17 protein-coding genes are annotated in these 13,445 nt (G+C 67.5%); 13 read left to right on the plus strand and 4 right to left on the minus strand.

Annotated features, from left to right (window positions below; translation table 11 throughout):
- The 3 genes from U1701_RS04530 to gluQRS form a co-directional block, all read right to left on the minus strand.
- A complete protein-coding gene (locus U1701_RS04530) occupies positions 1 to 231 on the minus strand; it encodes a twin transmembrane helix small protein (RefSeq protein WP_332781322.1) in 231 nt (76 codons plus the stop codon).
- 142 nt (positions 232 to 373) lie between these two features.
- The gene (locus tag U1701_RS04535; protein ID WP_332781323.1) at positions 374 to 670 is read right to left on the minus strand and encodes a hypothetical protein; all 297 of its coding nucleotides are present in this window, start codon (positions 668 to 670) and stop codon (positions 374 to 376) included.
- A gap of 102 nt (positions 671 to 772) precedes the next feature.
- On the minus strand, positions 773 to 1,675 hold the full coding sequence (gene gluQRS / locus U1701_RS04540; protein ID WP_332781324.1) for a tRNA glutamyl-Q(34) synthetase GluQRS: 903 nt from the start codon (positions 1,673 to 1,675) through the stop codon (positions 773 to 775).
- Between the two features lie 58 nt (positions 1,676 to 1,733).
- Between gluQRS and U1701_RS04545 the strand changes: the two genes are divergently transcribed.
- The 7 genes from U1701_RS04545 (at position 1,734) to U1701_RS04575 (ending at position 8,637) form a co-directional block, all read left to right on the plus strand.
- On the plus strand, positions 1,734 to 2,300 hold the full coding sequence (locus tag U1701_RS04545; RefSeq protein ID WP_332781325.1) for an HNH endonuclease: 567 nt from the start codon (positions 1,734 to 1,736) through the stop codon (positions 2,298 to 2,300).
- A 24-nt stretch (positions 2,301 to 2,324) separates the two neighbouring features.
- Entirely contained in the window at positions 2,325 to 2,699 is a 375-nt protein-coding gene (locus U1701_RS04550; RefSeq protein WP_332781326.1) for an EF-hand domain-containing protein, read from the plus strand.
- A 176-nt stretch (positions 2,700 to 2,875) separates the two neighbouring features.
- On the plus strand, positions 2,876 to 5,548 hold the full coding sequence (ppc, locus tag U1701_RS04555; protein WP_332781327.1) for a phosphoenolpyruvate carboxylase: 2,673 nt from the start codon (positions 2,876 to 2,878) through the stop codon (positions 5,546 to 5,548).
- Between the two features lie 31 nt (positions 5,549 to 5,579).
- Positions 5,580 to 6,497 (plus strand): acetylglutamate kinase, encoded by a 918-nt coding sequence (gene argB, locus U1701_RS04560; protein WP_332781328.1) that lies wholly within the window; start codon positions 5,580 to 5,582, stop codon positions 6,495 to 6,497.
- A gap of 296 nt (positions 6,498 to 6,793) precedes the next feature.
- A complete protein-coding gene (locus tag U1701_RS04565; protein ID WP_332781329.1) occupies positions 6,794 to 7,099 on the plus strand; it encodes a YggT family protein in 306 nt (101 codons plus the stop codon).
- A gap of 45 nt (positions 7,100 to 7,144) precedes the next feature.
- Positions 7,145 to 8,020: a bifunctional methylenetetrahydrofolate dehydrogenase/methenyltetrahydrofolate cyclohydrolase FolD gene (gene folD / locus U1701_RS04570; protein ID WP_332781330.1), complete on the plus strand. Its 876-nt coding sequence runs from the start codon at positions 7,145 to 7,147 to the stop codon at positions 8,018 to 8,020.
- On the plus strand, positions 8,017 to 8,637 hold the full coding sequence (locus U1701_RS04575; protein ID WP_332781331.1) for a MarC family protein: 621 nt from the start codon (positions 8,017 to 8,019) through the stop codon (positions 8,635 to 8,637). Before folD ends, U1701_RS04575 begins: the two co-directional genes overlap by 4 nt.
- A 128-nt stretch (positions 8,638 to 8,765) precedes the next feature.
- Here the strand turns inward: U1701_RS04575 and U1701_RS04580 are convergent, their stop codons facing one another.
- Positions 8,766 to 9,287, minus strand: a complete 522-nt coding sequence (locus tag U1701_RS04580; protein WP_332781449.1) for a J domain-containing protein — start codon at positions 9,285 to 9,287, stop codon at positions 8,766 to 8,768.
- A 104-nt stretch (positions 9,288 to 9,391) separates the two neighbouring features.
- Between U1701_RS04580 and U1701_RS04585 the strand changes: the two genes are divergently transcribed.
- The 6 genes from U1701_RS04585 (at position 9,392) to U1701_RS04610 (ending at position 13,407) form a co-directional block, all read left to right on the plus strand.
- Positions 9,392 to 9,676: a BolA family protein gene (locus U1701_RS04585; protein WP_332781332.1), complete on the plus strand. Its 285-nt coding sequence runs from the start codon at positions 9,392 to 9,394 to the stop codon at positions 9,674 to 9,676.
- A 3-nt stretch (positions 9,677 to 9,679) separates the two neighbouring features.
- Positions 9,680 to 10,387 (plus strand): glutathione S-transferase, encoded by a 708-nt coding sequence (locus U1701_RS04590; RefSeq protein ID WP_332781333.1) that lies wholly within the window; start codon positions 9,680 to 9,682, stop codon positions 10,385 to 10,387.
- A 136-nt stretch (positions 10,388 to 10,523) separates the two neighbouring features.
- Positions 10,524 to 10,961, plus strand: a complete 438-nt coding sequence (locus U1701_RS04595) for an NUDIX hydrolase (protein WP_332781334.1) — start codon at positions 10,524 to 10,526, stop codon at positions 10,959 to 10,961.
- Entirely contained in the window at positions 10,961 to 11,860 is a 900-nt protein-coding gene (locus U1701_RS04600) for a pirin family protein (protein ID WP_332781335.1), read from the plus strand. Before U1701_RS04595 ends, U1701_RS04600 begins: the two co-directional genes overlap by 1 nt.
- An 86-nt stretch (positions 11,861 to 11,946) precedes the next feature.
- A complete protein-coding gene (locus tag U1701_RS04605) occupies positions 11,947 to 12,843 on the plus strand; it encodes an alpha/beta fold hydrolase (protein ID WP_332781336.1) in 897 nt (298 codons plus the stop codon).
- Between the two features lie 84 nt (positions 12,844 to 12,927).
- Positions 12,928 to 13,407, plus strand: a complete 480-nt coding sequence (locus U1701_RS04610; protein ID WP_332781337.1) for an RcnB family protein — start codon at positions 12,928 to 12,930, stop codon at positions 13,405 to 13,407.
- The last annotated feature ends 38 nt before the right edge of the window (positions 13,408 to 13,445 follow it).

The raw sequence follows: 13,445 nt of genomic DNA on the forward strand, positions 1-13,445 counted from the left end.
TTACGTCCGGCCGGCGGCGAACAGGATCACCACGACGATCAGGATCGCCAGCGCCTGGAAGAAGATGCGTTGCTGCATCATCCGGTTCGATTTCAGCTGCGCGGTGCTGGGCCCGTTGCCGTCTTTCACCGCCTGCGTCCCCTCCTGCAGGAACGACACGATCCCGCGCACGAGGGCCACGAGGGTCGCGATCATCGCCGCGACCAGGAGGATGATGAGGAAGGTGTTCATGGCCATAATCTAGGCGCGGCGGGGTGGGGTAGCAATGGGGGTGGGCGCCCATGAACAGTTCCCCCGCGAAAGCGGGGACCCAGGGTTACAGACGGCGCCGTCCGAGACTCCTGGGCTCCCACTTTCGCGGGAGAACAACAGGTCAGCCCTTCTTCACCGCGCACAATTTCCGCAGCTGCTGATATTCCATCTGGCTCTCGTACAGCGCCGCGTTGCCCTCGGCATAGACGAAGGGCTGGAACCCCATATACTCGCGCTTCACGTTCTTGCTGTTGACCATGCCGTAATAGCCATTGCCCGACGGACACGGCTTCACGTCGCGAAACTGCGCGGAGGGAGATTCGATCACCTCGCCGCGCACCGCGTCGATCGCGTCGTCGACGCCCGGCTGGCCGCAACCGACGAGACACAGAAGCGGGCAGAGGAGCAGGATACGCATCCGGGCTATGTAGCGGCTGCGCCCGGCCGCGCAATCGTCGCGCGACATCCTCCCCTGCAAGGGGAGGTGGCAGTCCGAAGGACTGACGAGGGGTGTCGCCCGTCACTTGGTGTGGACACCCCTCCGTCTGGCTGCGCCAGCCACCTCCCCTGCCAGGGGAGGATGAAGCACCCGGAGGTCCTCGGCGAGCGACAGCCCATCCTCCCCAGCCAGCCGCCGCGCCTCTAGCGTCGGCGCGCCGTCGCGCTTCGCGAGCCGCCGGCCGTCAGGCCCGGTCACCAGCGGATGGTGGTGATAGGCTGGCACCGGCAACCCCAGCAGCGCCTGCAGTACGCGGTGGACATGGGTCGCCGCGAACAGGTCGACGCCGCGAACCACGTCGGTCACGCCTTGCGCGGCATCGTCCAGCGTCACCGCGAGATGATAGCTCGACGGCGCATCCTTGCGCGCGAGCACGATGTCGCCCTGCGGTCGCGGATCGGCGACGACGGTCCCCGCGGTCGCGTCATGCCACGTCACGGGGCCAGTCGCCGCCAGCGCCGCCGCCATATCGAGCCGCCAGCAATGGGGCTTGTCGAGCGCGGGCGGGGCGATCCGGCAGCTCCCCGGATAGGCCTGCGGCATGTCGCCCTGCGGTGCCGACGCACTCGCGGCGATTTCGGCGCGGGTGCACACGCACGGATAGACCAGCCCCATCGCGCGCAACCGTTCCAGTGCGTCGGCATAGGTCGCCAGCCGTTCCGACTGGATCACCAGTTCGTCCCAGTCGAGCCCCAGCCAGCGCAGATCCTCCAAAATCCCCGCGACATGTTCCGGTCTGCTCCGCGTCCCGTCGATATCCTCGATCCGCAGCACGAACCGCCCGCCGCACGTCCGCGCGAAATCATGCGCACGGATCGCCGAGACCGCATGGCCAAGATGCAGCCGTCCGGTCGGGCTCGGCGCGAACCGCGTGACGACCCCACGTCCAAAGGGTTGACCCCGACTCCCGCTCCGTGCTGTCATGCTCCTGTCATCGCGGTGCGTCATTGGCGCGTCCAGCGAAGCCTGAGTGGGAGAAGCCGTGTTTCACCCCGACCTTATGCGCCATCCGGATGGGTGTCCGGCGCTTGTGCTCAACGCCGATTACACGCCGCTCTCCTATTATCCGCTCAGCGTGTGGCCCTGGCAGACTGCGGTCAAGGCGGTGTTCCTCGACCGCGTCGACATCGTCGCCAATTATGAGCGCGAGGTGCGCAGCTCCAACTTCTCGCTGAAGCTGCCCTCGGTGATCGCGCTCAAGCAATTCGTGCGTCCGTCGCAATTTCCCGCCTTCACCCGCTTCAACCTGTTCCTGCGCGACAAGTTCGCCTGCCAATATTGCGGCAAGCCCAAGGACCTGACCTTCGACCATGTCGTCCCCCGCGCGCAAGGCGGCCGCACCACCTGGGAAAACGTGGTTACCGCGTGCGCGCCGTGCAACCTAAAAAAGGGCGGGAGGACGCCGAAACAGGCGGCGATGCCGCTGCATATCGAGCCGATCCGGCCGACCAATTGGCACCTGCAGGAACATGGTCGCCGCTTCCCGCCCAATTATTTGCACCAAACCTGGCACGACTGGCTCTATTGGGACGTCGAGCTGGAGGCGTAACCGCCTGCTTCGGGAGAACGAAACATGCGGGTGATGATAGGAACGGCGCTGGCCGCGGGGCTGGCGCTGATGGGCTGCACCGACAAACAGGCGGCGCGCGAACAGGCCGATGCGCGTGCGGCGGGATTCGTGCCGCCGTCGGTCACGTCGCGGCTCGATTACGGCGGCGCGATGGAGCGCCGCTTCCGCGCGCTCGACCGCGACGGCGACGAGAAGATCGGCAAGGACGAGCTCCCCGCCAAGACCGCGCCACGCCTCCAGGGCTATGACCGCAACAAGGACGGCTTCATCTCCGCGATCGAATTCAGCGAGGGCAGCCTCGCGCGGTTCGACGCGATGGACCTCAACCATGACGGCACCGTCACCACCGAGGAACGCCAGGCCTCGCGCCAGCGCTGACGGCGTCTCCCCCTGCAACCCGTCATCCCAGTGCAGGCTGGCATCTCGTGTGGTGAGGGCGGGGCGCTGCAACCGTCACCCAGCCTGCGCTGGGGTGACGGTTGGGGGGCAAGGGAAGCGCGATAGATCGGCATCGCCCGGTTGACCTCACAGCTACCGCAGCGCAGCATCCGACCATGGCCAGTCTTCCCCACATCGCGAATACCTCCGACATCCGCTTCCTCGGCACGCTGCTCGGCGATGTCATCCGCGCCTATGGCGGCGAGCCGCTGTTCGCTGCGACCGAGGCGATCCGCAAGGCGTCGGTCGAGCGCCACCGCGGCAACGGCTCCGACGAGGCGGTCGATCTCAGCCTCGAAAAGCTCGATCTCGACGAGACGCTCGATTTCGTCCGCGGCTTCATGCTGTTCAGCATGCTCGCCAATCTGGCCGAGGACCGCCAGGGTATCACTGCCGAACAGGGCGCCGATCTCGCCTCCGCGCTCGCGCAGCTCGAAGCCGAGGGGATCGACCGCGCGCAGGTCCGCGCGCTGCTCGACCACGCATTGATCGCCCCCGTGCTCACCGCACACCCGACCGAGGTGCGCCGGAAAAGCATGATCGACCACCGCAACCGCATCGCCGAGCTGATGCTGATGCGCGATGCCGGCCGCGAGACCACGCCGGACGGCGACGGCGTCGAGGACGGTATCCGTCGCCAGATCGCGCTGCTGTGGCAGACCCGCGTGCTGCGCCGCGACCGGCTCTATGTGGCCAACGAGGTCGACACCGCGCTCAGCTATCTGCGCGACGTGTTCCTGCCCGCGTTGCCCGCGCTCTATCAGCGCTGGGACCGCGCACTCGGGGCGCGCGTACCGAGCTTCCTGCGGCCCGGCAGCTGGATCGGCGGCGACCGCGACGGCAACCCCTATGTCACCGCCGACTCGCTCAAGGCCGCGCTCGGCAAGGCGAGCGAAGCCGTGCTCGTCTATTATCTCGACGCGGTCCACGCACTCGGCGCCGAACTGTCGATCTCGACCGAACACACCCTCGCCGACGCCGCAGTCGCCGCACTGGCCGAGGCGAGCGGCGACACCGCCGCCAGCCGTGCAGACGAACCCTATCGCCGCGCGCTCAGCGGCATCTACGCGCGCCTCGCCGCGACGCACCGCGCGCTGATCGGCAAGCCCGCGCCGCGCCCGGGCAGCCTGGCCGGCGCGGCCTATCCCGACCCGCAGGCGCTGCGCGCCGATCTCGTCGCGATCGCGCACGGCCTTGCCGCGGTCGGCAGCGGCACGCTCGCCAGCGGGGGCGCGCTTGGCCGGCTGATCCGCGCGGTCGAGACGTTCGGCTTCCACCTCGCCACGCTCGACATGCGCCAGAACAGCGCGGTCCACGAACGCGTCGTCGCCGAACTGCTCCAGGTCGCGGGCGTCGAGCCCGACTATCTGTCGCTCGACGAGGCGGCACGGATCGCGTTGCTCCGCCGCGAACTCGCCAACGCCCGCCCGCTGACCTCGCGCTTCGCCACCTACAGCGACGAAACCGCCGGCGAACTCGCGATCGTCCAGGCCGCCGCCGATGCGCACGCGACCTACGGCCCGGCGTGCATCGTCAACTATATCGTCTCGATGGCGCAGTCGGTCAGCGACCTGCTCGAAGTCAATCTGTTGCTCAAGGAGGCCGGGCTCTACCGGCCAGGCGAAGTGCCGTCCGCAGCGATCATGGCGGTGCCGCTGTTCGAGACGATCGGCGATCTGGAAGCCGCCCCCGCGGTGATGACCGAGTGGTTCGCGCTCCCCGAAATCGCCGCGATCGCGCGCCATCGCGGGCATCAGGAGGTGATGATCGGCTATTCGGACAGCAACAAGGACGGGGGCTATCTGACCTCGACCTGGTCGCTGTCGAAGGCGTCGACCGCGCTGAAGCCGGTGTTCGCCGGCGCCGGTGTCGGCATGCAGCTGTTCCACGGCCGCGGCGGCGCGGTCGGGCGTGGTGGCGGTTCGGCGTTCACCGCGATCCGCGCGCAGCCGCCCGGCACCGTGCAGGGCCGCATCCGCATCACCGAACAGGGCGAGGTGATCGCCGCCAAATACGGCACGCGCGACGCGGCGATGACGAATCTCGAGGCCATCGCCTCGGCGACGTTGCTCGCCAGCCTCGAACCCGACCGTCTGTCCAACGCCGACAACGCGCAATTCTCCGCCGCGATGGACGCGCTCAGCGACACCGCGTTCAAGAGTTATCGCGACCTGGTTTACGGCACCGAAGGCTTCCGCACGTTCTTCCGCCAGATGACCCCGATCGCCGAGATCGCGGGCCTGAAGATCGGCAGCCGCCCCGCCAGCCGCACCAAGTCCGACCGCATCGAGGATCTGCGCGCGATCCCCTGGGTGTTCAGCTGGGCGCAGGCGCGCGTGATGCTGCCGGGCTGGTACGGCGTCGGGCAGGCGATCGCCGCCTATCCCGACAAGGCGCTGCTCGCCGAGATGGCGCAGGGCTGGCCGCTGTTCGCCTCCGCGCTCGCCAATCTCGAAATGGTGCTCGCGAAATCCGACATCGGTATCGCCGCGCGCTATGCCGAGCTGGTCGAGGACCCTGCGCTCCGCGGCATCTTCGACACGATCCGCGACGGCTGGCACCAGACGCATGACGGGCTGCTGCAGGTCACCGGCCAGTCGCATTTGCTGGAAAAACACCCCGCGCTCGACGCCTCGATCCGCCTCCGGCTGCCGTATATCGAGCCGCTCAACCTGCTCCAGATCGAGCTCATCAAGCGCCGCCGCGCTGGCGAGGAGGATCCGCGGATCGGCGAGGGCATCCTGCTGTCGATCAACGCGATCGCCACCGCGCTCCGCAACAGCGGATGACGCGCGCGGAACGACTGGCTAAAGCGCGGCCATGACCGATCACGCCCCCGATCCCGCCCTGCTCGCCAAGGCGGAGACGCTGACCGAAGCGCTCCCCTATCTTCAGCGCTACGCCGGCAAGACCTTCGTCGTGAAATATGGCGGCCACGCGATGGGCGACCCCGAGCTGCAGCGCGATTTCGCCGAGGACATGGTGCTGCTGAAGGCGGTCGGCATCAACGTCGTCGTGGTGCATGGCGGCGGTCCGCAGATCGGCGCGATGCTCAAGCGCCTCGGCGTCGAATCGCGCTTCGTCGACGGCCTGCGCGTGACCGATGCGGAGACCGCGCAGATCGCCGAAATGGTGCTCGCGGGATCGATCAACAAGGAAATCGTCGGCTGGATCGGCCAGGCCGGCGGCCGCGCGGTCGGCATCTCAGGCAAGGATGCAGGGCTCGTCCTCGCGCAGAAGGTGGGTAGCGCGCGCGAGCCGGACCGGCTGCAGGGTATCGAGCGCCATGTCGACCTGGGCTTCGTTGGCGAGCCGATCGCAGTCGACCGCAAGATTCTCGATACGCTGCTGAAGGCGGACATGATCCCCGTGGTCGCCCCGATCGGGATCGGCGCCGACGGCCAGACCTACAACATCAACGCCGACACCATGGCGGGCGCGATCGCCTCGGCGATGGGCGCGGCACGCTTCTTTCTGCTCACCGACATCGTCGGCGTGCTCGACAAGCAGGGCGAGCTGCTCACCGATCTCGATCCGGCCCGCGTCGCCGAACTGCGTGCCGACGGCACGATCACCGGCGGCATGATCCCCAAACTCGAAACCTGCGTCGCCGCGGTCCAGTCCGGCGTCGACGCCGCGGTGATCATCGACGGCCGCGTGCCGCATGCGATGCTGCTCGAGATCTTCACCAGGCAGGGGGCCGGGACACTGGTCAGCTGCAAGCCCCGGCCGCGCTAGGCTCCGCCCCCTTATCTTCACCCCAGCGCAGGCTGGGGTCTCCCGTTGCAGCGTCCCGCGCTCGCCGCGAGAGATGCCAGCCTGCGCTGGCATGACGGATGGGGAGGGGAGGGGACGGTGCCTCGCTCCCCCCGTCACCCCGGACTTGTTCCGGGGCCCATCGTGCCGCACACTCCCCGGCCCGAGAGTTTGCCTGACGGTGGATGCCGGACCAAGCCCGGCATGACGAAGGCGAGGGTCTTCTCCCAACCTCCTCCGCACCCTATACTCTATCTAAGCACTCGCGGAGACCGCACTTGATCTACCTGCTCCAGATCGCCCAAATCCTACTGAACGTCGTCTGGTGGATTATCATCGTGCAGGCCATCTTGTCCTGGCTGATCGCGTTCAACGTCATCAACACGCACAGCGATTTCGTCCGCACCATATGGACCGCCCTGCAGCGGATGACTGACCCGCTTTACAATCCTATTCGTCGCATCCTGCCCGACTTCGGCGCACTCGACCTGTCTCCGTTCGTTGTCCTGCTCGCGGTGGGCATCTTGACGCGTTTGGTGGACACTGCGCTGCTCCAGCAGCAGATCGGCCCCGTGGGATACTGACGCGATACTGGCGAAAGCCGAAGCCGCGCTCTATGGAATGCGGCCATGACTGCGACCATCATCGACGGCAAGGCGTTCGCCGCCGGCCTCCGCGACCGCATCGCCACGGGCGTTGCCGAATTCACCACCCGCGCGGGCCGCGCGCCGGGCCTGGCCGTGGTACTGGTCGGCGAAGACCCCGCCTCGTCGGTCTACGTCCGGTCCAAGGGCAAGGCGACGCGCGAAGCCGGCATGGAGAGCATCGAGCATCGCCTGCCCGCGGACGTTTCCGCCGACACGCTGCTCGCGCTGGTCGCCGATCTCAACGCCGATCCCGCAATCGACGGCATCCTCGTCCAGCTCCCGCTCCCGCCGCATATCGATGCGCAGGCGGTGATTTCGGCGATCGACCCCGACAAGGACGTCGACGGCTTCCATCCGATCAACGCCGGACGCCTCGCCACCGGGCTGCCGGGGTTCGTGCCCTGCACCCCGCTCGGCTGCATCATGCTGCTCAAAAGCATCCACCCGAACCTGTCCGGCCTCGAAGCGGTCGTCGTCGGCCGTTCGAACATCGTCGGCAAGCCGATGGCGCAGCTGCTGCTCGCCGAGAGCTGCACCGTCACGATCGTCCACAGCCGCACCCGCGACGCGAAGGCGCATGTCCGCGCCGCCGACATCGTCGTCGCCGCGGTCGGCATTCCCCAGATGATCAAGCGCGACTGGATCAAGCCAGGCGCGACCGTGATCGACGTCGGCATCAACCGCACCGATGCGGGGCTGGTCGGCGACGTCGACTTCGCGGGCGCGGTCGACGTGGCGGGCGCGATCACCCCGGTACCGGGCGGCGTCGGCCCGATGACGATCGCCTGCCTGCTGCGCAACACGCTCGTCTCCGCCGGCCGTCGCGAAAACCTCCAGATCGACGAAGCCGCGCTGTGATCGAACTCTTCATCTCGTCGCTGATCACCTTCTTCGTGGTGATCGATCCGCTGGGCTGCGCGCCGATCTATGCCGGCCTGTCCTCCGCCGCTCCTCCGGTGCAGAAGCGCGCGATGGCGATCCGCGCGGTCGGCGTCTCGGCGGCGATCCTGCTCGTGTTCGCGCTGTTCGGCGAGGATCTGCTGCGCGGCCTCGGCATCAGCCTGGCCAGCTTCCGCATCGCCGGCGGCATCATGCTGTTCCTGATCGCGCTGGAAATGGTGTTCGAAAAGCGCACCCAGCGCCGCGAGGATCGCGCCGCCAAGGTCGCCGAGGATCCCGAGGCCGACGACGTCTCGATCTTCCCGATGGCGATGCCGATGATCGCCGGCCCCGGATCGATCGCGTCGGTGATGCTGCTGATGAGCCGCAACGACGGGTGGGAGCGCACCGCCGTGGTGCTCGCGGCGATGCTGTCGATCCTGCTGCTGACGCTGGTCGCCCTGCTTGCCGCGGGCCCGATCATGCGCATTTTGGGCGCGAAGATCGAAGCCGTGATCACGCGCCTGCTCGGCGTCCTGCTCGCGGCGTTGGCCGTCCAGTTCGTGATCGACGGCCTGTCGCAGGTCCTGCGCTAAGCCGCGCACACCACCCCGGCGAAGGCCGGGGCCCAAATGGGAAGGCCGCTGTAATGTAGGGCCGCCCTCAGTTACCACTGTCCCCCAATTGGGCCCCGGCCTCCGCCGGGGTGGTTACGTGCAGGAACTTACGCGAACGCCTTCGCGCCCTTGAGCTGCTGATACGCCGCGATCACCTTCTGCAATTCCCCTTCATGCGCGCGGTCGCCGCCGTTGCGATCGGGGTGAAACCGCCGCACCAGCTCGCTGTAGCGTTTGCGCAATCCCGTCCGGTCGACATCCGTCCCTAACCCCAGCACGCGCAGCGCCCGACGCTCGCCATCGCTCAGCGCCCGTCCGTCCTTGCGTGCAGCAACCCGCTCCCCGAACCGCGCCCCGATCGCATCGATCGGATCCGAAAAATCCGCCCATTTCGGCGGCGCATCGCCGCCTGCGTGCGCAAACGCGCGCGTCTCGCGCTCCCATCCCGCCATCGGGCGCTGCGCATGATGGATTTCGTCCGCGGTCATTCCCTCGAAGAAATTATACCGAGAATTGAACGCGCGGACATGCTCCAGGCAGAACCAGCGGAACTGCGGCGGGCCACCCTCGCTCGCACCCTCCAGCGGCGGCGCGCGGAATTCGCCCGGCTCCTCGCAGCCGCCATACATGCACGCCCGGCCGGTATTCTCGACGCGCCCGTGAAATCTCGGGCTAGGTCTGTCTTTGTTCGCCACCGGCTCCCCGCGCTTGCCAAACGGGCTATATAGGAAGGATGACCACGCTCGCCACCGGCTCCGTCCAGGACCAGATCACCGCCCGCCTCACCGCGGCGCTCAGCCCAACCCGCCTCGTCGTGCTCAACGAAAGCGCCAGCCACGCCGGCCATATGGGCGACGACGGCACCGGCGAATCGCATTTCCGCGTCGAGGTCGAGAGCCCCGCCTTCACCGGCCTCAGCCGCGTCGCGCGCCAGCGCCTCGTGAACCAAGCGCTCGCCGATCTGTTGAGGGACCGGATCCACGCGCTCGCCATCCAGGCCCGCGCCCCGGGAGAGTAATCGATGGCCTATGACCTCTGGTACTGGCCCTCGCTCCAGGGCCGCGGCGAGTTCGTCCGCCTCGCGCTCGAAGCCGCGGAGATTCCCTATGTCGACCGCGCGCGTGACGTCGGCGAAGAGGGCCTGCTCGCCGATCTCAACGCGCGCGCGGGCCGCACGCCGTTCGCGCCGCCCTATCTCGCGCTCGACGGCATCGTCATCGCGCAGGTCGCCAACATCCTCATGTATCTGGGCGAGCGCCACGATATCGCGCCGTCGAACATGGCCGACCGGCTGTGGCTCAACCAGCTGCAGCTGACGATCGCCGACGTGGTCGCAGAGGTTCACAACGTCCACCACCCCGTCGCGATGATGGACTATTACGACGACCAGAAACCCGAGGCCGCGCGCGCCGCCAAGCAGTTCCGCGAAGACCGCATGCCAAAATTCCTCGGCCATTTCGAGGACGCGGTTCAGGCCAATCCCGGCGAATGGCTGATCGATCATCGCTGGACCTATTGCGACACCTCGCTGTTCCAGCTGGTCGAGGGCCTGCGCTACATGTTCCCGCGCCGGATGAAGACGCTGGAACCCGATTATCCCAACCTGATCCGCATCCACGACCAGGTCGCCGACCTGCCCGGCATCCGCGCCTATCTGAAGAGCGACCGGCGGATCCCGTTCAACACCGACGGCATCTTCCGGCACTATCCGGAGCTGGACGGCGAATGAGGCCGCGCGCGTCAAAACTCTCCCGTCATGCCGGACTTGGTCCGGCATCCATGGTGCCGCAAACTCCCCGGCCGTTGATCTCGCGGCGCGATGGACCCCGGACCAAGTCCGGGGTGACGGAGTGGGTGGGTATGCGATGAGAACCCCGCGCCCCGCCGCGCGCATCCTCCTCGTCGACGGACAGGGCAGGGCGCTGCTGTTCCGCTTCACCCCCGACGACCGCCCGCCCTTGTGGTGCACCCCCGGCGGCGCGGTCGATCCCGGCGAGAGCTATGCCGCCGCCGCGCGCCGCGAATTATGGGAGGAGGTCGGCCTCGACATCGACTGCGGCCCCGAAGTCGCGCAGCGAACCATCGACTTCCGCACCTTCGAGGGCACCGAAGTGACCGCCGACGAACGCTATTTCCGCGTCGACGTCGACACGCTCGACGTCGCGGCGGGCAGGCTCACCGAACAGGAACAGCAGTTGCTCGTCGGTCACCGCTGGTTTTCCAGATCCGATATCGTCGCCCATGACGAAGTGATCTATCCCGCGGACCTGGTCGAACTCCTCGACGCCACGGAGCCGCACTGATGCTCGATGATTTCGTCCTCCAGACGATCCTGCCCTCCACGCACGATCTCGGCGGCTTCAAGGTCCACCGCACGCTTCCCAACAAGGCGCGCACGATGGTCGGCCCGTTCCTGTTCTTCGACCAGATGGGCCCCGCGCACCTGCCGGTCGGCGGCGGCATCGACGTGCGCCCGCATCCGCACATCAACCTTTCGACCGTGACCTATCTGTTCGACGGCGCGATCGACCACCGCGATTCGCTCGGGACCAAGGCACGGATCGAACCCGGCGCGGTCAACCTGATGACCGCGGGCCACGGCATCGTCCATTCCGAACGTTCGCCCGGCGACGAGCGCGCGCAGGGTCCCGATCTGTCGGGCATCCAGACCTGGCTCGCCATGCCCGAACGCTACGAGGAAATGGACCCCGCGTTCGAACACGTCACCAAGGCGCAGCTGCCGATGATCGAAGCGCACGGCGCGCGCTCGCGGATCATCATGGGGTCGCTCTGGGGGCAGAGCGCACCGACCACCACCTATTCGGGGACGATTTACGCCGACATCGCGCTCGATCCCGGCGCCAGCGTCCCGATCGACGCCGCCGCCGAGGAACGCGCGATCTATCTCGCGATGGGGGAGGCGACGCTGGAGGGCGTGAGCCTAGAGCCGCAGGTTCTCTACGTTCTGCGCCCCGGCATCGCCGCGACGCTGCGCTCGGCCAGCGGCGGCCGCGCAATGCTGTGCGGCGGCGACGCCTTCACCACCCCCCGCCACGTCTGGTGGAATTTCGTCAGCTCGCGCCGCGACCGCATCGACGAAGCCAAGCGGGCGTGGATGGCGGGCGAGTTTCCGACGGTGCCCGGCGACGAGAAGGAGCGGATCGAGATTCCGGCGATTCCGAAGACGGTGAGCTATCCATAGGCCGGTCGAAAAACGCCACGAAGGGGAATAAGAGCCTCCCCCGGCGAAGGCCGGGGAAGCGACGTGAGAAGCAACAGGAGAAGAGCATGGACGACCTGCACAGCATCGCGCTTCCCACCGGGGTAACCCTCGACGTCCAGGTCGCCGGCAACCCCTCCCACCCGCCGATAGTCCTTCTCCACGGCTTCCCCGAATCGCACCGCACCTGGCGCCACATCGTTCCCGATCTCGCGCAGGACCATTTCGTCCTCGCCCCCGACCAGCGCGGCTACGCAAGCTCGTCCAAACCCGAAGGCGTCGCAGAATACACCCCCGACAAGATCGTCGCCGATCTGCTCGCGCTCGCCGACCATTTCGGCCTGACCCGCTTCACGCTGGTCGGTCACGACTGGGGCGGCGCGGTGGCGTGGATGGCGGCGCTGAAACATCCCGACCGCATCGCGCGGCTCGTGATCATCAATGCGCCGCACCCCTTCGTCTTCCAGCGCAGCCTGTTCGACGACCCCGCGCAGCGCGCCGCCAGCCAGTATATCACCGCGTTCCGCAATCCCGAGATCGAACGGCATGTCGATCGCATCGGCCTCGAAACCTTCTTCGACACCAGCTTTGCCGCCCACGTCCCCCGGGAAGCGATCGCCGACGAAAAAACCATCTATCTCGACCAATGGTCCCAGCCGGGCGCGCTGACCGCGATGCTCAACTGGTACCGCGCCAGCGCGATCGTCGTCCCGCCGATGGACGCCTCGACGGATGGGGCGCCCGAACGCCCCGCCTTTCTCGACGCCCCGTTCCCGCAAACGCAAAGGCCGGTGCTCGTGATCTGGGGCCTGCACGACAAGGCGCTGCTGCCGATCCAGCTCGACGGCCTCGCGGCGCATGTCCCCGACCTGACCATCGAACGCGTCGACGCCGGCCATTTCGTCCCCTGGGAGAATCCGCGGGCGGTGATCGCGGCGTTGCGGCGAAACCTGTCGGTTTCCTGACCGCGCCATTCCGGCATCGTTCAGCGCGGCGGGTCGAAAAGGGGGCCATGCCGCTGACCCGGCGTCGAATAGAGGAGAGCAATCATGAAGATGATGATCATTGCAGCACTTGCCGCCACCGTCCTGACCCCGGTCGCTGCGCAGGCGCAGAGTGCTGGCGAAGTCCGCCGTGACAACCGCGAAGTGCGCGAGAGCCAGCGCGACCTGCGCCAGGCGCAACGCTACGGCGACCGCGGCGACGTCCGCGACGCGCGCCGCGAACTGCGCGAGGATCGCCAGGAGCGTCGCGAGGATTGGCGCGATTACCGCCAGTCGCATCAGAACGTCTATCGCCGCGGCAACTATGCCGGTCCGCGCGGCTATCGCTATCGCCCGGTGAGCGTCGGCTATCGCTTCGCGCCCGAATATTACGGCCGCAACTACTGGATCAACGACTACCAGACCTATCGCCTGCCGCGTCCGGGCTTCGGCTATCAGCGCTGGATCCGCTACGGCCGCGACGTCGTGCTGGTCGACACCCGGTCGGGCCGCACCGTGCAGGTCTACAACAGCTTCTTCTACTGAGCTGAGATTCGCACAAATCCGTCATGCCAGCGCAGGCT

Origin of the sequence: Sphingomonas rhamnosi (assembly GCF_036663615.1) — a bacterium.
Taxonomy (GTDB): domain Bacteria; phylum Pseudomonadota; class Alphaproteobacteria; order Sphingomonadales; family Sphingomonadaceae; genus Sphingomonas.